The organism is Porphyrobacter sp. GA68, from assembly GCF_022605525.1.
GTDB lineage: Bacteria > Pseudomonadota > Alphaproteobacteria > Sphingomonadales > Sphingomonadaceae > Qipengyuania_B.
Genome location: NZ_JAKQYJ010000001.1, coordinates 1,206,142 through 1,226,246, shown reverse-complemented (window position 1 = coordinate 1,226,246; position 20,105 = coordinate 1,206,142). Strand labels below are relative to the sequence as shown.

At 64.2% G+C, this 20,105-nt stretch carries 18 protein-coding genes and 1 tRNA gene; 12 read left to right on the top strand and 7 right to left on the bottom strand.

Features of this window, described 5'->3' with window-relative positions; all coding sequences use genetic code 11:
* Positions 1 to 2 precede the first annotated feature (2 nt).
* A complete protein-coding gene (locus LHJ54_RS06110; protein WP_228244313.1) occupies positions 3 to 1,004 on the top strand; it encodes a homoserine kinase in 1,002 nt (333 codons plus the stop codon).
* Positions 1,001 to 1,453 carry a ribonuclease HI gene (gene rnhA, locus LHJ54_RS06105; protein ID WP_228243023.1) on the top strand — a complete coding sequence of 151 codons (453 nt, stop codon included), beginning with the start codon at positions 1,001 to 1,003 and terminating at the stop codon, positions 1,451 to 1,453. The genes LHJ54_RS06110 and rnhA overlap by 4 nt, the downstream gene beginning before the upstream one ends.
* 4 nt (positions 1,454 to 1,457) lie before the next feature.
* On the opposite strand, the gene LHJ54_RS06100 is transcribed toward rnhA, so the two are convergent.
* Positions 1,458 to 2,582: an FAD-binding oxidoreductase gene (locus tag LHJ54_RS06100; RefSeq protein ID WP_228243022.1), complete on the bottom strand. Its 1,125-nt coding sequence runs from the start codon at positions 2,580 to 2,582 to the stop codon at positions 1,458 to 1,460.
* Complete coding sequence (locus tag LHJ54_RS06095; protein ID WP_228243021.1) at positions 2,563 to 3,549, bottom strand: alpha/beta fold hydrolase; 987 nt, start codon at positions 3,547 to 3,549, stop codon at positions 2,563 to 2,565. Before LHJ54_RS06095 ends, LHJ54_RS06100 begins: the two co-directional genes overlap by 20 nt.
* 60 nt (positions 3,550 to 3,609) lie before the next feature.
* Here LHJ54_RS06095 and LHJ54_RS06090 point away from each other — a divergent pair, with 60 nt between their 5' ends.
* The 7 genes from LHJ54_RS06090 to LHJ54_RS06060 all read left to right on the top strand — a co-directional run bounded on the left by LHJ54_RS06090 (position 3,610) and on the right by LHJ54_RS06060 (position 10,863).
* Positions 3,610 to 4,116: a prepilin peptidase gene (locus tag LHJ54_RS06090; protein WP_228243020.1), complete on the top strand. Its 507-nt coding sequence runs from the start codon at positions 3,610 to 3,612 to the stop codon at positions 4,114 to 4,116.
* Between the two features lie 103 nt (positions 4,117 to 4,219).
* Complete coding sequence (gene cpaB / locus LHJ54_RS06085) at positions 4,220 to 5,239, top strand: Flp pilus assembly protein CpaB (RefSeq protein ID WP_228243019.1); 1,020 nt, start codon at positions 4,220 to 4,222, stop codon at positions 5,237 to 5,239.
* A 59-nt stretch (positions 5,240 to 5,298) separates the two neighbouring features.
* A complete protein-coding gene (locus LHJ54_RS06080; protein ID WP_228243018.1) occupies positions 5,299 to 6,846 on the top strand; it encodes a type II and III secretion system protein family protein in 1,548 nt (515 codons plus the stop codon).
* 2 nt (positions 6,847 to 6,848) lie between these two features.
* The gene (locus tag LHJ54_RS06075; protein ID WP_228243017.1) at positions 6,849 to 7,520 is read left to right on the top strand and encodes a CpaD family pilus assembly protein; all 672 of its coding nucleotides are present in this window, start codon (positions 6,849 to 6,851) and stop codon (positions 7,518 to 7,520) included.
* Between the two features lie 2 nt (positions 7,521 to 7,522).
* Entirely contained in the window at positions 7,523 to 8,794 is a 1,272-nt protein-coding gene (locus LHJ54_RS06070) for a pilus assembly protein CpaE (RefSeq protein WP_228243016.1), read from the top strand.
* 68 nt (positions 8,795 to 8,862) lie between these two features.
* The gene (locus LHJ54_RS06065) at positions 8,863 to 9,834 is read left to right on the top strand and encodes a type II secretion system F family protein (protein WP_228243015.1); all 972 of its coding nucleotides are present in this window, start codon (positions 8,863 to 8,865) and stop codon (positions 9,832 to 9,834) included.
* Between the two features lie 21 nt (positions 9,835 to 9,855).
* Complete coding sequence (locus LHJ54_RS06060) at positions 9,856 to 10,863, top strand: type II secretion system F family protein (protein WP_228243014.1); 1,008 nt, start codon at positions 9,856 to 9,858, stop codon at positions 10,861 to 10,863.
* 48 nt (positions 10,864 to 10,911) lie between these two features.
* On the opposite strand, the gene LHJ54_RS06055 is transcribed toward LHJ54_RS06060, so the two are convergent.
* The 4 genes from LHJ54_RS06055 to LHJ54_RS06040 all read right to left on the bottom strand — a co-directional run bounded on the left by LHJ54_RS06055 (position 10,912) and on the right by LHJ54_RS06040 (position 14,647).
* A complete protein-coding gene (locus LHJ54_RS06055; protein ID WP_228243013.1) occupies positions 10,912 to 11,784 on the bottom strand; it encodes a crotonase/enoyl-CoA hydratase family protein in 873 nt (290 codons plus the stop codon).
* A gap of 60 nt (positions 11,785 to 11,844) precedes the next feature.
* The gene (locus tag LHJ54_RS06050; protein WP_228243012.1) at positions 11,845 to 12,630 is read right to left on the bottom strand and encodes an SDR family NAD(P)-dependent oxidoreductase; all 786 of its coding nucleotides are present in this window, start codon (positions 12,628 to 12,630) and stop codon (positions 11,845 to 11,847) included.
* Between the two features lie 122 nt (positions 12,631 to 12,752).
* Complete coding sequence (locus LHJ54_RS06045) at positions 12,753 to 13,925, bottom strand: acetyl-CoA C-acetyltransferase (protein ID WP_228243011.1); 1,173 nt, start codon at positions 13,923 to 13,925, stop codon at positions 12,753 to 12,755.
* A 185-nt stretch (positions 13,926 to 14,110) separates the two neighbouring features.
* Positions 14,111 to 14,647 carry a hypothetical protein gene (locus LHJ54_RS06040; protein ID WP_228243010.1) on the bottom strand — a complete coding sequence of 179 codons (537 nt, stop codon included), beginning with the start codon at positions 14,645 to 14,647 and terminating at the stop codon, positions 14,111 to 14,113.
* A 231-nt stretch (positions 14,648 to 14,878) separates the two neighbouring features.
* On the opposite strand from LHJ54_RS06040, the gene LHJ54_RS06035 reads away from it, so the two are divergent.
* Together LHJ54_RS06035 and LHJ54_RS06030 are read left to right on the top strand one after the other, a co-directional pair.
* Positions 14,879 to 17,866, top strand: coding sequence for a TonB-dependent receptor domain-containing protein (locus LHJ54_RS06035; RefSeq protein WP_228243009.1), 2,988 nt, complete (start codon positions 14,879 to 14,881; stop codon positions 17,864 to 17,866).
* A gap of 97 nt (positions 17,867 to 17,963) precedes the next feature.
* Entirely contained in the window at positions 17,964 to 18,260 is a 297-nt protein-coding gene (locus LHJ54_RS06030) for a hypothetical protein (RefSeq protein ID WP_228243008.1), read from the top strand.
* Between the two features lie 171 nt (positions 18,261 to 18,431).
* On the opposite strand, the gene LHJ54_RS06025 is transcribed toward LHJ54_RS06030, so the two are convergent.
* Positions 18,432 to 18,505 (bottom strand) — tRNA-Gly (locus LHJ54_RS06025).
* A 99-nt stretch (positions 18,506 to 18,604) separates the two neighbouring features.
* Between LHJ54_RS06025 and LHJ54_RS06020 the strand changes: the two genes are divergently transcribed.
* Positions 18,605 to 20,104, top strand: coding sequence for a CoA-acylating methylmalonate-semialdehyde dehydrogenase (locus LHJ54_RS06020; RefSeq protein WP_228243007.1), 1,500 nt, complete (start codon positions 18,605 to 18,607; stop codon positions 20,102 to 20,104).
* Position 20,105: the final 1 nt, after the last annotated feature.

The following is a 20,105-nucleotide window of genomic DNA, read 5'->3' as shown; positions in this document are numbered from 1 at the left end:
GTCTGGCAGTTTACACTCACCTCGACCGGGCGGCCATGGCTGGCATCCTGTCGCACTACGATATCGGCAGGATGATAAGCGCGAGTGGCATCGCGGAGGGCGTGTCCAACAGCAATTGGCTGGTTGAAACGAGCGGAAGCAGTGCGGGCAGCCAATTCGTGCTGACCATGTACGAACGGCGCATCGACGTAGCGGACCTGCCGTTCTTCCTCGCCTTGCTCGATCATCTGGCCGCGCGCGGCTGCCCCGTTCCGCCCACTGTTCACACCACACGGGGCGAGGCGTTCCTCGACATCGGTGGCAAGGCGGTTGCTTTGATCCGGTTCCTCCCCGGCAGCGTCGTGGAACAGCCCACGGCGGCCCAGGCCAGAAGCGTCGGCCGCGCGCTCGCCGCGATGCACACGGCGGCGGCGGAATTTCCCCTGCGGCGGGAGCAGCGGCTCGGCCCGTCCGCGTGGCGAACCTTGCTGGAGCAGTGCGGATCATGCGGGCTGGAGGCGATCGATCCTTCGCTGGCAGCCGCAATGTGGGACGAGCTGACCCATCTTGAACTTCGCTGGCCGCGCCTTCTGCCCACAGGCGTGATCCATTCCGACCTTTTTCCCGACAATGTGCTGGTGCAGGGCGACGAAGTCACCGGCCTTTTAGATTTCTATTTCGCGGCCAACGACTTTCTCGCCTATGACCTTGCCGTGACCCATGCCGCCTGGAGCTTCGCGCCAGACGGACGACAGTTTCGCCCCGAAATCTCGACCGCCCTGCTGGACGGATACGCGCAAGTGCGCCCCCTTGAGCGTGCAGAGCTGGATGCGCTGCCCGATCTGGTGCGGGGTGCCTGCGTCCGCTTCATCGCCTCTCGCGCCTTTGACTGGATCGACACACCCACCGATGCGCTGGTGCGACGCAAGGATCCGGTCGAGTTCCTGCACCGCCTGCACTTCTACCGGCAGCATGGCGCGAGCATCTTCACATCCCCTTCCGGCGGTGCCAAAGCTGGCGCATGAAACATGTCGAAATCTTCACCGACGGTGCTTGCAAGGGCAACCCCGGTCCCGGCGGCTGGGCCGCGCTGCTGCGCATGGGACGCCATGAGAAGGAGTTGAGCGGCCAGGAAGCCGATACCACCAACAACCGCATGGAGATGATTGCGGTCATTCGCGCGCTTAATGCGCTGATCGAACCGTGTGCGGTGACGCTCCACACAGACAGCCGCTATGTCGTCGACGGCATCACCAAATGGGTGCACGGGTGGAAGAAACGTGGCTGGACGAACGCCAGCAAGAAGCCCGTGCGCAACGCCGATCTGTGGCACGAACTGATCGCCGCGGCGACTCCTCACCAGATCGAATGGGAATGGGTCAGGGGTCATTCGGGTCACCCGGAAAACGAACGCGTCGATCGCCTCGCCAGCGATCAGGCCGAAGCCGCCCGCGCCGCTCCGGCTGCTGCCTGACGTCCTAACCGAAGCGGCTCGCCCGGTATGGTTGCGGGTCGACCCTTTCGGTCATGGCCGACCTGGCGGTTTCGGTCAGCTCCTCCGCCAGCATCCGGGCGGCCGCCGGCGCGGTCTGAATGCCGTAACCGCCCTGCCCCGCGAACCAGACAAAGGTTCGGTCCCCCGCGTCGGGCCCGTAAACCGGCAGGCGGTCGGGAGCAAAGCTGCGCAGCCCGGCCCAGCGGCGCTCCACCGCATCGACCCGCCAGTCGACCACCTGTTCCAGCCGGGCGATGGCGAGCGCTACGTCAAGTTCTTCCGGGGCGGCATCGCAGGGGGCGCACGGCGTTTCGTCATGCGGGCTTAGCCACAGCCGGCCCGCCTCGGGCCTGAAGTAGAAGCCGCCATTGATGTCGAGCACCAGCGGCAGCTCCGCTGTGGCAGCGGGATCCGTGCGCACCTGGGCAACCGTCCGCCGCAACGGCTGGATCCCTTTTCGCGGCAAGCCGGCCAGATCGGCGATCCCGTCCGCCCACGCGCCCGCCGCATTGATGACAATCCCGGCCTGCACGGTGCGCCCGTCGTCGGCCAGCAGTGTCCACCCATCTGATCCGCGGTGAAGGCGCATCAGCCGGAAACGGGTCAGCAGCGTCACGCCCGAACGGGCCGCGGCGGACAGGTAATGGCCGTGCAGGGCGGCAACGTCGATATCGGCGCAATCCGGCTGCCAGATTGCATGGCACCACGGATCGCGCAGGCCGGGGATGTGGGCCAGCAGTTCCGCGCGGGCGAGCCGGCGAAAGCTGGCACCGGTTCCGGCGAAGCGGCGCTCGAACCGCTCCATCGCCCCGGTATCCTGTTCCTGCCCGATGTACAGCGCACCGCGCGGGCGCAGAAAGCCGTGGTCCCGCAGATACTTGCCCGACGCCAGGGTCAGCGGAACGATGGCGGGCCCGCCATAGCATGCCTCCCAGAACGCGGCTGAGCGGCCGGTGGAATGATGGCCAGGCCGTTCTTCCGCCTCCAGCAAAACGATCCGGCAGCCCGCAGGAGCCATTGCCGCAAGCTCAGCGGCAAGGCTGGCGCCGGCCATTCCAGCGCCGATGACGGCGTAATCGAAGGCGGCGTCAGCTACCGGGAGGGACATGCCGGTCCAGAAACAGGTCGATGGTGCGCAGCACGCGGTTTCGCACGTTGTCCACTTCTCTCAAAATCTCGTGGCGCGCCTCTGCGCCAAAAGGGGCAAATTCGCTGTTCGGCAGGCGCCGCGCCGCCCGCTGCGTTGCGGCAAACCCCACAAGCCGGTCGTGCTCTGCGGCAAGGATCAGCGTGGGTACTTTGATCCGCTCCAGCACGCCGGCCCGGTTCAAGCCGCGCATGGAGGCATAGGCCCGCTCGACCCAGCCCCAGCTCCCCGGACCCATGGCCAGTTCCGGGCGCTGTTCCCGCCACCAGACTTCGTCCCTGTACCGGGCATCGTCATGGGTCAGCAAAGCCTGTCGCCCCAGCGGCAGTTCGCCCGGCTTTTCGCTCCATCGCCAGGCTGGCCGGCGCGGATCGCCCACGCGGCACATCACTTTCGCGACCAAGTGCAGCAAGGCATCCGGCAGCAGGGGTCCGGTGAACCCCAGCATGGGGGCGGACAGCACCAGCGCATCAGGCTCGATGCGCTGCTCCGCCACGGCACGCAGGGCAAGATGGCCGCCCATGGAATGACCCACCAGAACATGAGGGGGCGGGGTTGTGGCTTGCCAATCGGCCCACAGCCGCGCCAGATCATCCACCCAGATCGCGAAATCCGCGACATGCCCCGTGTGCGGATCGGCACCCAGGCGCCCCGAACCTGCCTGGCCCCGCCAGTCGGCAGAAGTGACGGCCCAGCCCCGCTCATGCCAGTCAGCGAACAATTCCAGATACTTTTCGTAGGCATCTCCCCGTCCCGGCATGAAGAGGATGGAACCGCGCACCGGCGCTGGACCGTCGGCCGGCCAGTCCAGTCGCCGGATGCGGGCACCGTCCTGCCCGGTCCAGAAACTCTCAACCGCTCCTTCGGGGATAGAGCGGGCACGGGTCTCGCGCCGCGCCTGGGTGTCGGGGGCAGCGATATCGTTCACCACGCCTTTGGAAGCATGGTTACTGTTTCTTAAAGCCTGCCCGCTAGCGTCAGCAGCCATATGATTTCCTTCAACGGTCTGGAACGGATGATGCTGCTTGATTGGCTAAACTACGCACTGCTCGGGCTGCTGGCAATTGCCCTGTTGACCGCCGCGTTCACTGACCTGCGGCGGAGGCAGATCGACAACTGGCTGAACGCCGCCATCGCGCTCACCGCCCCGCTATACTGGCTGGCGGCAGGAATGGCCCCCTGGCCGGACATCGCGATCCAGGTAGGCTTTGCCATCGCCGTTTCCGCCGTCCTCGTCGGCCTGTGGCACTTCCGCCTGATCGGCGGCGGCGACATCAAGCTGCTGGGCGCTCTGGCGCTGTGGATCGCGCCGGCTTCCTACCTCACGCTGCTCATCGTCATGGCCCTGACCGGCGGACTGCTCACGATCGGGATCGCCGCTTTCCACGTGATGGCCCGGCGCAAGGGCCGGCCGATCATACCCTATGGCATCGCCATCGCCGTGGGCGGCTTGTGGGTGCTGGGTGTCGAGCACCTGCCGGCCGGGGTGGTCTGACCGTCAGGCCGCTGAAAACCTCATCTTAACCAATTCACCGTAATCAAGACAGTCAGGCCGGCCTTACCACGGGTGCCGGGTGATCGAGGGGGCTCCGAAAGCCATGGACAAGAAGAAACTCGTTTTGCTGATCGGCGCGCTGATCGTTGCGGTGGGAACCGCGATGGTCGCCCGCTCCATGTTTGCTGGCGCCGCCGCGCCGCAGGCGCAGGCCGCCACGGTTCTCCCGCCGGAGAAGAAAGGTCCCCGTATCCTGGTCGCCCAGCGGGCGATGCCGGCCGGCACGATCATCAACGCCGACGCGCTAAAGTATCAGGAATGGCCTGCCGAGCTGATGCAGGATGCCTATTACATCGACGGTGAAACCGACATGGAAGCGCTGCTCGGCACGGTGGTCCGCTTCCCCATCACGGCGGGGCAGCCGGTCACAAAGGGCGCGTTGGTCGCTCCCGGCGATCGCGGCTTCCTGGCCGCCGCGCTGGGCGCGGGAATGCGTGCCGTCACCGTGCCGGTCTCGGACCAGACGGGTGTTGCGGGCTTCATCTTCCCCGGCGACCGCGTCGACCTCGTCCTGACGCAGACGATCGACGGCGACGGCGGCGAGAAGCTCAATTCGGCCGAGACGATCCTGCGCAATGTCCGCGTGCTGGCGACCGATCAGTCCACCACCCAGGAAAAGAACGACAAGGGCGAAACGGTGGTCAACGTCTCCCGTACCGTGACGCTGGAAGTGACGCCGCGTATCGCGGAAAAGGTTGCGGTGGCCCAGTCCATCGGCACGCTCAGCCTGTCGCTGCGCTCGCTCAGCGAGACCGGCGGCAACTTGGAAGAAGCAATCGCGTCCGGCAGCGTTCGCATCCCCGCCAATGCCACACCCGAACAGGAAGAGGCGATATTGCGGCAGCTGGCTTCCCGTCCGATCGACTCCCGCGGCAGCGTGACCACCGGTGGTGATGTGTCCCGGTTCCAGCGCCGCACTCCGCCGCCGAAAAACACGAACCGCGGCGACGGGCTGTCGGGTTCGGGAAGCGGAGCCGTCACACCGGGTGCTCCCGCCCAACCCACCGGCCCGACCGTTCGCGTCTCGCGCGGCAAGGACATCGAAGCGGTGCCCGTGAAATGAGGTCCGCAGTTACACCAATCGCCTCCGGCTCAACCGGCACTCACTCGAAAGGCACTGTTATGCACCGCCTTACCGCATCTTTCCTGCTGGCCAGCGCCGCCCTGGTGCCCGCCACCGCCCTGCCGGCGCAAGCCACTGCGCAGACAGCGACGCAGGCGCGTGACAATCTGGTCCTTTCGATCGGCAAGGGGCAGCTGGTCAACGTTCCCGGCAGCATGGCGGACGTGTTCGTCGCGGACCAGAACATCGCGGACGTTCAGGTGAACTCCCGTCGGCAGCTGTATGTCTTCGGCAAGTCGGGGGGCGAGACGACCATCTACGCCACCAACGCGGCGGGTGACATCGTCTGGTCGGCCAATGTTCGGGTCGGCTCCAACATCGACAGCATCGACCAGATGCTCGCCCTTGCCATGCCCGAAGCCAAGATTTCGGTCGCCACCATGGGCAGCAACACCGTGCTGCTGACCGGCACCGTTGCCGCACCTGAGGATGCGGCCGAAGCCGAGCGGCTGGTGCAGGCGTTCACCGGCGAAGGCTTCAACGTCATCAGCCGCCTGCGCACGGCGACGCCGCTTCAGGTCAACCTGCAGGTGCGGATCGCCGAAGTCAGCCGGTCCGTGGTGCGCGCGATCGGCGTCAACCTCGTCAGCCGGGACAGCACGAGCGGCTTCCGCTTTGGCGTGGGCAATGGGCGCCCCATCATCGGCGCTGAGAGCTTTGGCCTCAACGGTCCGCTTGCATCTGGACCGAACTACGGCGAAGTGGCCGGGGGATCGGGCGTGTCGGTCAATCCGATCGAAGGCGGCACTACTCTTTCCGGACTGGGCAGCCTGCTCGGCCTGGACGTGCTGGGCGCGCTTGACCTTGCCGAGACACAGGGGCTGGTGACCACCCTGTCGCAGCCGAACCTCACGGCTCTTTCGGGCGAGACAGCCGATTTCCTGGCGGGCGGCGAGTTCCCGATCCTTGTTCCGCAAGGCCTGGGCACAACCACGCTGGAGTTCAAGAAGTACGGGGTCAGCCTGGCCTATACCCCTACGGTTCTGGCCAATGGTCGTATATCGCTGAGAGTCGCGCCGGAAGTGTCCGAATTGTCGCAGGAGGGCGCCATCACGCTGAACGGGGTGCGCGTTCCCGCGCTGACTACCCGCCGCGCCGAAACTACCGTGGAACTGGGGTCGGGGCAGAGCTTCATGATCGCCGGGCTGCTCAGCAGCCGGGTGCAGAACGTGATCGAAAAGGCGCCTGGCCTGGGCGACGTACCCATCCTGGGCAATCTGTTCCGATCGAAGAGCTTCCGGCGCGGGGAAACGGAACTCGTGATTGTGGTGACACCGTACCTGGTGAAGCCGGTCAATGCGAACGACATCCGCCTGCCGACTGACGGTTTCCGGGCCGCCACCGAAGCGCAGAGCACCTTTGGTTTCCGCGAGAACGACGGGATCAGCGGGGCGCAGCAACCGGGTCCGACGGTGCGCGACACCACAGGGCAAGTGCCCGGCTTCTCCGCGGCCCAGCCGCCGGCCACGGCCGGCCCGCAGCCGCGCGGCGGCGAACGCCGCGCCGACGCCGCGCCAGGTTTCAGCTTCAATCCGAAAGGCAACTGATCATGACGAGTGCCAGAACATCACGCCTGCGCGCTGCGCTGACAACGCTGGCCCTGACCACCGGCTTGGCGGCCTGTGCGGGAACAGGCATGGGCAGCAGCGGGCCGATCGACAACCGTTCGCTCTACAGTGTAAAGCAGCCGGTTGTTGAACGCACCAGCATGACGTTGGAAGTCGCCAGCGGATACGGCGGGCTGAACGCTGCGGAACGGCAGCGTGTCGACGACTGGTTCGACGCGATGAACCTGCGGTTTGGCGATCAGGTCATGATCAACGATCCAGCCATGAGCCCCGCGACGCGCGAAACGGTGGCGCAGCTCGCGGGCCGGCGCGGCCTGCTGGTCAGCAACAACGTGCCGGTGGCCGACGGCAGCGTCGCGCCCGGCCGAGCGCGCATCATCGTCACGCGCGCAACGGCCAGTGTGCCCGGTTGTCCGGATTGGTCGCACAAGAGCGACTTCAGCCTGGCCAACGCAGCATCTCCCAATTTCGGCTGCGGAGTGAACAGCAACCTCGCCGCCATGGTCGCCAACCCGCAGGATCTGGTCGAAGGGCAACAGGGCACCGGCGAAACCGTCATCCTTACTTCCACCAAGGCGATCGACACCTATCGCGAGCAGCCGCCAACAGGAACACGGGGGCTGAACGCCAGCCCAACGACGGGAGGAAACTGACCATGAACGCACCCTGGAAGCCAGGCACACCCGGCAATCGCGACCCGTTCGCCGCCTATCTGTGCGACGAGGCCGCGCTGGATGTTCTGCGGCCGGTGGTCGTGGAACTCGGCTGGGCGCCGGAAAAGTGCAACAAGGGCGGGCTGCGCAACGCGGTGCAGTCCCTGTCCGTGTCCGCCAGCCCCAACATCCTGATGGTCGACCTGTCGGAAAGCGGCGATCCGCTCAACGACATCAATGGCCTCGCCGAGGTGTGCGAGCCGGGAACTGTCGTGGTCGCTATCGGTGAGGTGAACGACGTGCGCCTTTACCGCGACCTGGTTGCCAGCGGTATTCAGGACTACCTCCTGAAACCGCTCTCCACCACCCAGGTGCGCGACGCGCTCAACAATGCCATGGCTATCTTCTCCGCGCCCAAGGCTAACGAGGGGAACAAGGTCAAGCGGCATGTGTCCACCGCGATTGTCGGAACGCGCGGCGGTGTCGGGGCATCGACCCTGGCAACTTCCCTCGCGTGGCTGTTCAGCACTGCGCACAAGATGCCGACCGCGCTGCTCGACCTCGACATCCACTTCGGAACCGGCGCGCTGGCCATGGACCTGGAGCCGGGCCGCGGTCTGGCGGACGCAATCGACAATCCGAGCCGCATCGACGGGCTGTTCATCGAACGCGCCATGATCCGGGCCAACGACAATCTCGCGCTATTGTCGGCCGAAGCGCCGATCAACATGCCGCTGATGACCGATGGCTCGGCCTTCTTGCAACTGCAGGAAGAGTTCCGGCACGCCTTCGAAATGACGCTGATCGACCTGCCGCGTAACATGCTGATCAACTTCCCGCATCTGCTGACAGATGTGAACGTGGTGCTCGTCGCCACGGACATGACGCTTGCTTCTGCGCGCGACACGATCCGCATCCTGTCATGGCTCAAGACGAATGCCTCCCACGTCACGCCGCTGGTGGTCGCCAACAAGGTTCAGCCAGCTGCGATGGAAATCAGCAAGGCCGACTTCGAAGCCTCGATCGAACGGGCGATCGATTTCACTATCCCGTACGATCAGAAGGCTGCCGCTACTGCAGCCAAGCTGGGACAGCCGTTTGTGCAGGCGAACGGCTCCAGCAAGCCGGCAGCGGTGATGGCGCAGATTGCCGACCGCATCATCGGCTCTGCCGAAGAGCCGGCAGGGGAGGAGGGCCGGGCCAAGAAGTCGCTACTCGGCGGGTTCGACCTCAAATCCTTGATGGGAAAGAAGGCGAAGGCACCAGCTGCCTGAGCGGTTGACGGCGCCGCGCGAAAGGTGCCGCTGAATCGAGCGGATGAATACCGGGCAGGAGAACGGCTTTGAGTATCTTGCAAACTGTCATGGTGAGCGGCGGCATCCTCCTGCTGCTGGTGCTCCTTTACGAGCTGTTCAGCGGCCCCTCCGTGGGCAAGGCCACCAAGCGACGCCTGCAGACCGTGCGTTACCGCCACTCGGACAATGCCGATGCGCGGGTCGAGAACCAGTTGAAAAAGGCGATCGCCGCGCGCAAACCGCGGTTGCACGCCGCCGCCGGATCGCAAAGCAGGATGCAGGCACTCGCCCTGCGCCTGGACCGGACGGGCAAGAAGTGGTCGGCGCAGCAGTACCTTTATGTCTCGCTTGGCGTGGCCCTGATGGTCTCAGTGATCGCCTTTATCCAGTTCGGCAACTTCCTGCTCGCCCTGATGGTCGGCCTGCTGGTCGGCGCGGGGCTGCCTCACATGGCGGTCAAGCGGCTCATCAACAAACGGACTGGCGCCTTCAACACCAAGTTCCCCGATGCCATCGAGCTGCTGGTGCGCGGGTTGCGGTCCGGGCTTCCGGTGACCGAGACGCTCAGCGTGGTGGCGCAGGAAGTGCCCGGCCCCGTGGGCGAGGAGTTCAAATCGATTGTGGAGCGGACCCGGATCGGCCGAACGCTTGACGAATCGTTGCAGGAAACCGCCGACAAGCTGAGCATCCCCGAGTTCAATTTCTTCTGCATCACGCTGGCCATTCAGCGGGAAACCGGCGGCAATCTGGCCGAAACCCTCTCCAACCTGGCCGACGTCCTGCGCAAACGCGCACAGATGAAGCTCAAGATCCGCGCCATGAGTTCGGAGTCCAAGGCGTCGGCCTATATCGTGGGAGCCCTGCCGTTCCTCGTGTTCGCCATGATCTCCTGGATCAACCCCGACTATGTGGCCGGCTTCTTCACCGAGCAGCGGCTGATTGTCGCCGGCCTTGGCGGAATGGTGTGGATGAGCATCGGGGTGTTTATCATGGCCAAGATGGTCAGCTTCGAAATCTGACGGCGTGAAGGGATCAGCTTTATGAACACCGCAGGTGGACCGACCCTTCTGGGTGTGGACGTGATCTTCGTCGGAACCATGCTGGCAGGGATCGCCGCGCTGGCGGTGATGCTGGCCGTTTATGCCGCGGTGACCGTAAGGGACCCGATGGCCAAGCGCGTGAAGGCGCTGAATGCCCGGCGAGAGCAGCTAAAGTCAGGCATCGTCACCGCTTCTGCCCGCAAGCGTCAGAGCGTGCTGCGCAAGACCGACACGACCGAACGCGTCAAGGGCCTGCTGGCGAACATGAAAGTGCTGCAGGAAAGCCAGGTTGAGGTGATCCAGCAGAAGCTGGCGCACGCCGGGTTCCGCAACAAGGATCTGGCGGTTGTCGTCATCGGCGCCCGCATGGTTCTGCCGCTGGTCCTGGGAGCAATCACCGCGCTGCTGGTCTATGCCAGCAATACCTTTCCCGACTGGGGCGAATTGAAGCGCTTCGGCCTGTTCGCCGGTATGGTCATCCTGGGATACAAAGGGCCGGAAATCTACCTCAAGAACATGGCCACCAAGCGCACGGACGCCATCCGCAAGGGGTTGCCGGATGCGCTGGACCTGCTGGTCATCTGCGCCGAGGCCGGCTTGACCGTCGATGCCGCCTTCAACCGCGTCGCCAAGGAACTGGGCCGCGCGTACCCCGAACTGGGAGACGAGTTCGCCCTCACGTCGATCGAACTGAGCTTCCTCAACGAACGCAAGAAGGCGTTCGACAACCTGGCCTACCGGGTCAACCTGGAAGCGGTGAAGGGCGTCACCACGACCATGGTGCAGACGGAACGCTACGGCACGCCACTGGCCTCCGCGCTGCGCGTGCTGTCCGCAGAGTTCCGCAACGAACGGATGATGCGGGCGGAAGAAAAGGCTGCGCGGCTGCCGGCCATCATGACCATTCCGCTGATCCTGTTCATCCTGCCGGTGCTGTTCATCGTCATTCTGGGTCCGGCGGCATGCGACATCTCCGACGCGTTCAGCGGCGGAGCTATCGGCGGCTGAGCCGTTGCGGGCGACCCGGCGGGCGAGCGGCTGAAGCCTTTCGTCCGCCTAGTCGAACTCCGGCTCTTCCCACCAGGGGTAGAAATCCGGCATGTCCCGCGAAACCTTGCCCGCGAACGCCGGCGGCCGCTTCTGGAGAAAGCTGGCGATACCTTCCGCCGCATCGATGCCGCGCGAGAGGCGGTAGATCGCGCGACTGTCCACCCGGTGCGCCGCCATGGGATGCTCAGCAGCCGAGAGTCGCAACAGCATCGCTCGGGTCATGGCCACCGAAACGGCCGAGGTGTTGTCCGCAATCTCGCGGGCAAGCGCCTGCGCAGCCGTCATCAGATCGGCGGGCGCGTGCACTGATCTGACCAGCCCTGCGGCGAGTGCTTCCTCCGCCCCGAACAGGCGGCCCGTCATGCACCAGTCCAGCGCGGCCTGCATCCCCACCAGACGCGGCAGGAACCAACTCGAGGCAGCCTCTGGCACAATGCCCCGGCGGGCAAAGACGAAACCGAAGCGCGCCGTTTCGCTCGCCAGACGAAAATCCATGGGCAGCTGCATGGTCGCGCCCACCCCGACAGCAACACCGTTGCAGGCGGCGATCAGCGGCTTTTGCGAGTTGAACAGGCGCAGGGTCAGCCGCCCTCCCCCGTCGCGCACCCGTTCGTCAGCGAGGTTTTCGACTTCTGCATCGGCGGAAAAAACGTGTCCGCCATCCTCCGGCGTCAGATCGGCGCCGGCGCAGAACGCTCGGTCGCCCGGGCCGGTAAACACAACCGCCCGCACCGCGTCATCCGCGTCCGTCAGGTCGACCGCCGCGATCAGTTCCCGCATCATTGTGCGGGTATAGGCGTTCAGCTTGTCCGGGCGGTTCAGCGTAATGGTCGCCACCCCGTCCGCTACGTCGAGGGTGATCTGCGTGAAGTCGGCCATGCCAATCCTTTCCCAAAGCTCCGCCGAGAAGGCCGCACCTCCTTTGCCGTATGCGGCCTCCTACCTTGGTGCCATGCGGATGGCGCCATCCAGCCGGACGTCCTCGCCGTTGAAGTAGCCGGTTTCGATCATGCACAGCGCCAGCTTGGCATACTCATGCGGCTGGCCCAGCCGCTTGGGAAACGGGACGGAGGCATTCAGCGCCTCGATCGCCTTTTCTGGCAGGCCCATCAGAAGCGGCGTGTGGAAGATGCCCGGCAGGATCGTATTTATTCTGATACCTTCGTTCATCAGGTCACGTGCTATCGGCAAGGTCATCCCGACAACGCCCGCCTTGCTGGCCGAGTAGGCAGCCTGGCCTATCTGCCCGTCCTCCGCCGCAACGGACGCCGTATTCACGATGGCACCGCGCGCACCCTCTTCATTCAGGGGATCGAGGCTCATCATTCCGGCGGCCGACTTGGCGATACAGCGAAAGGTGCCGATGAGGTTCACCTGGATGACGAACTCGAACGCGGACACCGGATAATGCTTGATCTCGCCGGTCTGCTTGTCGCGCGAAGCGGTCTTGATGGCGTTGCCGATGCCGGCGCAGTTGACCAGGATGCGTTCCTGTCCATGCGCCTCGCGGGCGCGGGCAAAGCCGTTGTCGACATCTTCTTCGCTGGTGACGTTCACCTTGCAGAACACCCCGCCGATGTCATTCGCGACCTTGTTCCCCTTCTCTTCGTTCATGTCGAAGATGGCGACCTTGGCCCCCTTGCTGGCGAGCAGGCGGGCCGTCGCCTCGCCCAGGCCGGACGCTCCGCCGGTGACGACTGCCGGGGTGTTGCTGCTGACTTCCATTGAGTGTCTCCTGTAAACCCCGCCTCTTCACCTGAGAGGCCGGATGTGATTGGAAAAGCTGACGCCGGCAAAACCGGGCGGCTGATGGCCAGCCGCTTCCCCGACGGGCGGTAGAAGGTGGTCTAGAGAGCTTCCACGATCGTCACGTTGGCGACTCCGCCCCCCTCGCACATGGTCTGCAGGCCGTACCTGCCCCCGCGCGCCTTCAGCGCATGCAGAAGCGTTGCCATCAGTTTCGTGCCCGACGCGCCCAGCGGATGGCCTAGCGCAATGGCGCCGCCATTGACGTTGAGCCTGTCAGGATCGGCGCCGGTATGCCGCAACCAGGCCAGCGGAACGGGGGCGAACGCTTCGTTGACTTCGTACAGGTCGATGTCGGCCATTTTCATTCCGGCGCGCTGCAGCGCCCTGTCGGTGGCGAACAGCGGCTCCTCCAGCATGATCACCGGATCGCCTGCCGTCACCGTCAGATTGACGATGCGCGCCATTGGCGTGAGGCCATGACGCTTCAGCGCCTCCTCCGACACGACCAGCACTGCGCTGGACCCGTCGCAGATCTGGCTCGCGGTGGCGGCGGTGATACGCCCCTCCTCGCTCAGCTTCTTGACCGAGGCGATCCCTTCCAGCGTGGCGTCGAAACGGATACCTTCGTCCACGGTATGCATCTGCGGACCGTCGGGTGTGTCGATCTCCACCGGCACGATCTCGTTCTCGAAGGCGCCCTCCTTGGTTGCCCGCGCCGCCTTCTCGTGGCTGGCAAGAGCAAAGCGGTCGAGTTCATCCTTGGTCAGCTGGTGTTTCTGCGCCATCATTTCCGCGCCGACAAACTGCGACCACTGGATACCGGGGTATTTTTCCTCCAGTCCGGGCGACTTGTAGTGGCCCAGCCCTTCCTTGATGTGGAACATGGCCGACGATCCCATCGGCACCCGCGTCATGCTTTCCACGCCGCTGGCGATCACCATGTCCTGCGTGCCGCTCATCACGGCCTGAGCGGCGAACTGGATCGCCTGCTGCGATGACCCGCACTGCCGGTCGATTGTGACGGCCGGGGTGGACTGCGGCAGGATACGCGATGCCAGAACCGCGTTGCGCCCGACCTGCATGGCCTGCTCTCCGGCCTGACTGACGCAGCCGGTGATCACGTCCTCGATCGCCTGCGGATCGACGCCCGTACGGGTCATCAACTCGTCAAGCGAGCGGGCGAGCAAGTCCACCGGATGCACACCGGACAGCCTGCCCCCACGCTTGCCCCCGGCAGTGCGGACGGCGTCGACGATATAGGCTGTGGGCATGGCGTGGCTCTCCGAAGGTTGCTGTTTGCAATGGGATTAAGCGGCGCCGGACGGAGGGTCAAGCAAACGCGGGGGTTCAAGACTGCGATCGCTCCGCAGTCGACCAGCGCACCCCTTCAGGAACATGACCCATCGCCGCCACCCCCCGCCTCAGCGACGAATCCGCGGCGCAGCGCCTTCTGCGTTCAGCGCACCCGCACCGTACGCAGGCCCGCACGTCCTTCCACCGACAGGCGGTAGCTTCCCAGAAGGCCGCGCGTCACCGTGGCCTCCTGACCGACCCTGGGGAGCGACTGGAAATACCCGCTTTGCGTCGTCTGCCAGACAGCCTCGTCGATCTGGATCAACCAAGCTCCGGACCGGGTAGTCTGCACTGACCTGATCACACCGGAAACCGACTCCGGCTCCTCACCCGCATCGCCCAGCCCCGCAAACAGCGGAGTCGATGGAGCAGGCAATCCGAACAGGGAACGCCGTGCCGCACGCACGTCGTCGGCGGCCACCACGGCAACCTGCCCCTGCTCTGTCGCGCTCGCCAGTGCAGCCACACGCTGGTCAAAACATGCCAGGCGCGCGGCACTGTCTGAAAGCGCGCGACAGTCGAGCACGGACTGGAGCGGCGGCGGAACGGCCCTTTGCGTGCTGCGGCTGTCCTGCGCAGCTAAGGGCGCAACAGCAACGATTGTCGCCAGTGGCAGCAGCCATCCGCACGTCTTCTTCACTGCTTACGCTCCCTCTGCACGGCCGCGTCGATCAGCTTCCGCTGGTCTGTTGTGCGCGAAAAACTCCGCAACCTCAATGTTGCTGTTTTGCGACACCAGCGGCGTCTTCTGCTTGCAACGACAACTAAGCGATTGCGAGCCGTGCGCTCACTCAATAACCGTTGCCGCCAGACTTCCGTCGCTGTGTGCGGCGCGCGTCCTGATTTCGATCAACCAGCGAGGATCCTAGTTATGTCTCCATCCTACCGCCGCCAGCTGCTGAACGGCACGCTGCTTGCCAGCGCCGTTGTGCTGGCCCAGCCCGCCTTGGCGCAAAGCTCGACCGACCAGAACCGGCCTGCCTCCAATGTGCAAATCGCACCCGCGGACGCTGCCCCCGACAGCCAGTTCGAACCCGGTTCGGAAATCGTCGTCACCGGCTCGCTCATCCGCAACCCGAACATCGAAGCGTCCGCTCCGGTCACTACGATCGGTGAAGCCGAAATCGAATTGCAGCAGGTCAACGTCGCAGAAGAACTGCTGCGCGAAATCCCTGGCGTCGTTCCTTCGATCGGTTCGCAGGTGAACAACGGCAACGGCGGTGCGTCGTTCGTCAACCTGCGCGGTCTCGGCACCAACCGGAACCTCGTGCTGCTCGACGGCCGTCGCATCGTGCCTGCCAACATCGGCGGCGCAGTCGACCTCAACAACATTCCCCTTGCCCTGCTCGAACGTGCCGACGTTCTGACCGGCGGCGCTTCTACGACGTACGGCGCGGACGCCGTGGCCGGTGTCGTCAACTTCATCACCAAGCGCAACTTTGCCGGGATCGATATTGGCCTCAGCCAGCAGATCACCGAACGCGGCGATGGCGCGACGTTCCGCGGCGACCTGACGATCGGCGCGAACTTCGACGATGGTCGCGGCAACGCCGTTCTTTCGGTCGGTTACCAGAATACGAACCCCGTCTTCCAGGGCGATCGTGACTTTTCTCGCTTCAACGTCGACTCGGTCACTGGCAATGCCGGCGGTTCGGGTACGAGTGTTCCCACACGGGTAGCGATCCCGGGCACTGGAACGCGCGTTCTGGACAATGGAGTGTTCCGTCCGGCGACTGCGGCGGACGCCTTCAACTTCAACCCGTTCAACATCTTCCAGACCCCGTTTGAACGGTTCAACGTTTACGGAGCGGCGAACTACGAGATCACGTCGGGTATCGAAGTGTACGCCCGGGGCCTGTTCTCGAAGAACACTGTTTCCACCATCATCGCCCCGTCGGGCGCATTCGGCTCGCCGCTGACGTTTGCGGTCGCCAACCCATTTTTGAGTGACGCTGCCGCCAACACGCTTTGCCTCGCGTCCGGCCGGACTCAAGCCGTTTGCACGGCGGCGCGGACCGCAACCCCAACCATTGTTAATGCGGCGGGTCAGACTGTTGCCAATCCTGACTTTGTCGAATTGACCAACGTTGTTCAGCGCCGGTTTGTAGAGGGCGGTGGCCGCGTTTCCGAGTACACCACAACGCTGTTCGACACGGTTATTGGTGTTCGCGGCGATCTGACCGACAACATCGGCTTTGACCTGTTCGGCTCCTATGGCGAGAGCGAAAACATCCAGCGTCAGCGTAACAACGGGCTTTTGTCGCGTCTGCGTCAGGCGGTGAACGCTGTCCGAGGGCCTGATGGAACGATCGTCTGCCGCAACCCAGCTAACGGCTGCGTTCCGCTGAACATCTTCGGCGGCGCTGGCAGCATCACGCCGGAAGCGTTCGGCTTCATCAACGCTTCGGCCAGCGGATCAAATATCTCATCGCTGGCGACCGTTCGCGGCGTGATCTCCGGCGACATCGGCTTCACCAGCCCGTTTGCAACCGAAGCCTTCGGCTTTGCCATCGGTGGCGAATACCGGGACTACAGCGCCGGTCGTTCCTCGGACATCGCGCAGCAGACACCTGGTGAGGTTCTGGGTAACGGCGCTGCTTCGCCGGACATCCTGAATGGCTACAACGTGCGGGAAGCGTTTGTTGAAGTCATCGCTCCGTTGATCGTCGACCGTCCGTTCTTCCACAGCCTTCAGCTTGAACTGGGTGGCCGTGTCTCGGATTACTCCTCGACCGGCACCAGCTACACCTACAAGATCGGTGGCAGCTGGGAGCCAGTGCCGAGCCTGAAGATCCGCGGTGGCTATAACCGGGCAACCCGCTCTCCGAACGTGGCTGAACTGTTCGATCCGCTGCGGACCGGCCTCGACAACAGCGCAGTTGATCCTTGCCAGCTTGCTCTGCCGACGCTGAACGCCAACCTGCGCGCGGTCTGCCTGGCGCAGGGTGCTACACCTGCACAGATCGGCCTCATTCAGCCGCCATCGGCCGGACAGATCAACATCACCTTTGGCGGCAACCCCGACCTCGATGTTGAAAAGGCTGACACTTACACAGCTGGTGTTGTATTCCAGCCGGTGTTCGTCCCTGGGCTGACAATCAGTGCCGACTACTACAACATCAAGGTTGTCGACGCGATCACCTCACCCACCATCGGCGACGTGTTCTTCCGTTGCTTTGGAGCGCCATCGTTCAGCGCAACCACCCCGGTCGATCCGGGCGCAGGCGCTGCAACGAACCCGGCCTGCACGGGCATCCGCCGTAACCCGCTCACCGGCGGTATTGACGGGGACGTGGCGATCACTCCGGGCCTGCCGCTGCCGTTGACGAATCAGGGGATCATCCGCTCGAGCGGTGTGGACCTCATCGCCAACTATCAGCGTGATCTGGGCTTCGCGGGACTCGCACTCAGCTTCGCGGGTAACTGGACCGATAAGTCGCAGTTCCAGCCCACTCCGTTGAGCGACAATGTCGAGTGCGTTGGCCAGTATGGTCTCGATTGCACGTCGCCGCTGCCTGAGTTCTCGTTCTCGCAGCGCACAACCCTGACGTTTGACCGGGTCTCCGTGTCGCTTCTGTGGCGCTTCATCGACGACCTGCGCGTCCAAGACGACTCGGCTGGCGACTTCCAGCCGCGGTTCGAGCGGATCGACGAGAAGCACTACTTCGACCTGTCGACCCGCTTTGAACTGACCGATGACGCCAATCTGGTGTTCAGCGTGTTCAACCTGTTCGACAAGCAGCCGCCAATCGTGGGTAGCACCATCGGTTCCACTGCTTTCAACAGCGGCAACACCTATCCGTCGACCTACGACCCACTGGGTCGCCGGTACGCAGTGGGCATCAACCTGCAGTTCTGATCCTGCACGTTAAGCAACAAGGAAAAGGGGTCGCCACGGCGGCCCCTTTTTCATTGGGGCCAGATCTGCTAAGCGATCCGGGACGAGGAGATCGAAGATGACCAAACTGGCTTACGCACCATTGTTCCTGCTGGCAGCGACTGCACTTCCGCTTTCGGCGCAGGACACTGGCACTCAGCCCGGCACGCAAGCTCCTCCGGCAACGGCCACCGTCGCTGCTGCCACTGCTGATCCGAACGCGCAGATCTGCCGCGTGCAGGAAGTTACCGGCTCTCACGTGCGCAAGCGCAAGGTGTGCCGCACGGCAGCGGAATGGCGGCGATTGTCCGACGATCATCGCGGCCAGGCTCAGGAATATGTCGACCACGGCCGCGGCGGCTCAAACGGAAATTAAGCCTGTCAGCGAAACGATGATGCTGGCCGTTTAGTCAGCTGGCCTTTTGTGGAAACCTACCGGCTGAACCGCGCGAGCATCAGTCGGTAATGGCGCTCTCGTTCTTCTGCGTCTGCTGGCGAGCGAAGTCAGGCGCCACATTCTGCGCGAGTGGGGTGGGGAACCAAACGGTGGAGCGGGTAGCGGGAATCGAACCCGCGCGTTCAGCATGGGAAGCTGACAGGCTACCATTACATCATACCCGCCTGCGGAACCGCGTTTGCCCCAAGGTGCGGCGCGGGTCAATGCGGTTGCTTTTGCTGCGGTCACGGCGCTAGTCCACGGGCAAAGGAGTTTGCCCGATCATGCGCATCATCGACCACTTCATTTCCGGCGGCACCGGCACCGCGACTGGCGCCCGCACCCACCAGGTCTGGAACCCCTCGACCGGCGAAGTTCAGGCGCAAGTCGCGCTCGGCGACAAGGCGCTGCTCGATCGTGCCGTCGAGAACGCGAAAAAGGTGCAGCCGCAATGGGCGCAAACCAATCCGCAGCGGCGCGCGCGGGTGATGTTCCGCTACAAGGAACTGATCGAGGCAAACATGGAAGAGCTTGCCCGGCTGCTTTCCTCCGAACACGGCAAGGTCATCGACGATGCCAAGGGCGATATTCAGCGCGGGCTGGAAGTCATTGAGTATGCTTGCGGCATCCCAGCGGTTCAGATGGGCCAGTACACCGGCGGCGCCGGTCCGGGCATCGACGTCTATTCCATGCGCCAGCCGCTTGGCATCGGCGCAGGCATTACCCCGTTCAATTTCCCCGCGATGATCCCGATGTGGATGTTCGGCATGGCCATCTCCGCAGGCAATGCCTTCATCCTCAAACCGTCGGAGCGCGACCCCAGCGTACCGGTGCGTCTCGCTGAACTGTTCCTGGAGGCAGGCGCGCCCGAGGGGCTGTTGCAGGTGGTGCATGGCGACAAGGAGATGGTGGATGCCATTCTAGACCATCCCGACATTGCCGGGGTCAGCTTTGTCGGCTCATCCGACATTGCGCATTACGTCTATCAGCGGGGTGTGGCCGCGGGCAAACGGGTGCAGGCAATGGGCGGGGCCAAGAACCACGGCATCGTCATGCCCGACGCCGATCTCGATCAGGTGGTGAATGACCTGACGGGCGCGGCGTTCGGTTCGGCGGGAGAACGCTGCATGGCGCTGCCCGTGGTGGTCCCGGTAGGCGAGGACACGGCCGAACGGCTGCGTGAGAAACTCATCCCCGCGATCCGGGCCCTGCGCGTGGGCGTCTCCAGCGACCCCGATGCGCACTACGGTCCCGTCGTAACGCCCGAGCACAAGCAGCGGGTTGAACACTGGATCGACACAGCCGAACAGGAAGGAGCGGAAATCGTCATCGACGGCCGCGGCTTCTCGCTGCAGGGGCATGAGAACGGCTTCTACGTCGGTCCGACGCTGATCGACCGGGTGACGCCGCAGATGAAAAGCTATCAGGAGGAAATCTTCGGGCCGGTTCTCCAGATCGTGCGGGCAAACGACTTCGAAGAGGCAGTTCGGCTGCCATCGGAACATCAATACGGCAACGGCGTCGCCATTTTCACCCGCAATGGTCACGCCGCGCGCGAATTCGCCGCGCGGGTCAATGTGGGGATGGTCGGCATCAATGTTCCCATCCCGGTGCCGGTCAGCTATCACAGCTTCGGCGGGTGGAAACGCTCTGCGTTCGGCGACACCAACCAGTACGGCACTGAAGGGCTGAAGTTCTGGACCAAGGTCAAGACCGTAACCCAGCGCTGGCCGGATGGATCGCCCACCGGTGAAAATGCGTTTGTCATTCCTACAATGGGATAAA

Bases quoted from the DNA above. Each gene is read 5' to 3' on its own strand.
- LHJ54_RS06055 (WP_228243013.1), bottom strand. From the start codon at position 11,784: ATGGCCGACTTCACGCAGATCACCCTCGACGTAGCGGACGGGGTGGCG.
- cpaB (WP_228243019.1), top strand. From the start codon at position 4,220: ATGGACAAGAAGAAACTCGTTTTGCTGATCGGCGCGCTGATCGTTGCG.
- rnhA (WP_228243023.1), top strand. From the start codon at position 1,001: ATGAAACATGTCGAAATCTTCACCGACGGTGCTTGCAAGGGCAACCCC.
- LHJ54_RS06035 (WP_228243009.1), top strand. From the start codon at position 14,879: ATGTCTCCATCCTACCGCCGCCAGCTGCTGAACGGCACGCTGCTTGCC.
- LHJ54_RS06100 (WP_228243022.1), bottom strand. From the start codon at position 2,582: ATGTCCCTCCCGGTAGCTGACGCCGCCTTCGATTACGCCGTCATCGGC.
- LHJ54_RS06075 (WP_228243017.1), top strand. From the start codon at position 6,849: ATGACGAGTGCCAGAACATCACGCCTGCGCGCTGCGCTGACAACGCTG.
- LHJ54_RS06090 (WP_228243020.1), top strand. From the start codon at position 3,610: ATGATTTCCTTCAACGGTCTGGAACGGATGATGCTGCTTGATTGGCTA.
- LHJ54_RS06050 (WP_228243012.1), bottom strand. From the start codon at position 12,630: ATGGAAGTCAGCAGCAACACCCCGGCAGTCGTCACCGGCGGAGCGTCC.
- LHJ54_RS06070 (WP_228243016.1), top strand. From the start codon at position 7,523: ATGAACGCACCCTGGAAGCCAGGCACACCCGGCAATCGCGACCCGTTC.
- LHJ54_RS06060 (WP_228243014.1), top strand. From the start codon at position 9,856: ATGAACACCGCAGGTGGACCGACCCTTCTGGGTGTGGACGTGATCTTC.
- LHJ54_RS06020 (WP_228243007.1), top strand. From the start codon at position 18,605: ATGCGCATCATCGACCACTTCATTTCCGGCGGCACCGGCACCGCGACT.
- LHJ54_RS06030 (WP_228243008.1), top strand. From the start codon at position 17,964: ATGACCAAACTGGCTTACGCACCATTGTTCCTGCTGGCAGCGACTGCA.
- LHJ54_RS06080 (WP_228243018.1), top strand. From the start codon at position 5,299: ATGCACCGCCTTACCGCATCTTTCCTGCTGGCCAGCGCCGCCCTGGTG.
- LHJ54_RS06045 (WP_228243011.1), bottom strand. From the start codon at position 13,925: ATGCCCACAGCCTATATCGTCGACGCCGTCCGCACTGCCGGGGGCAAG.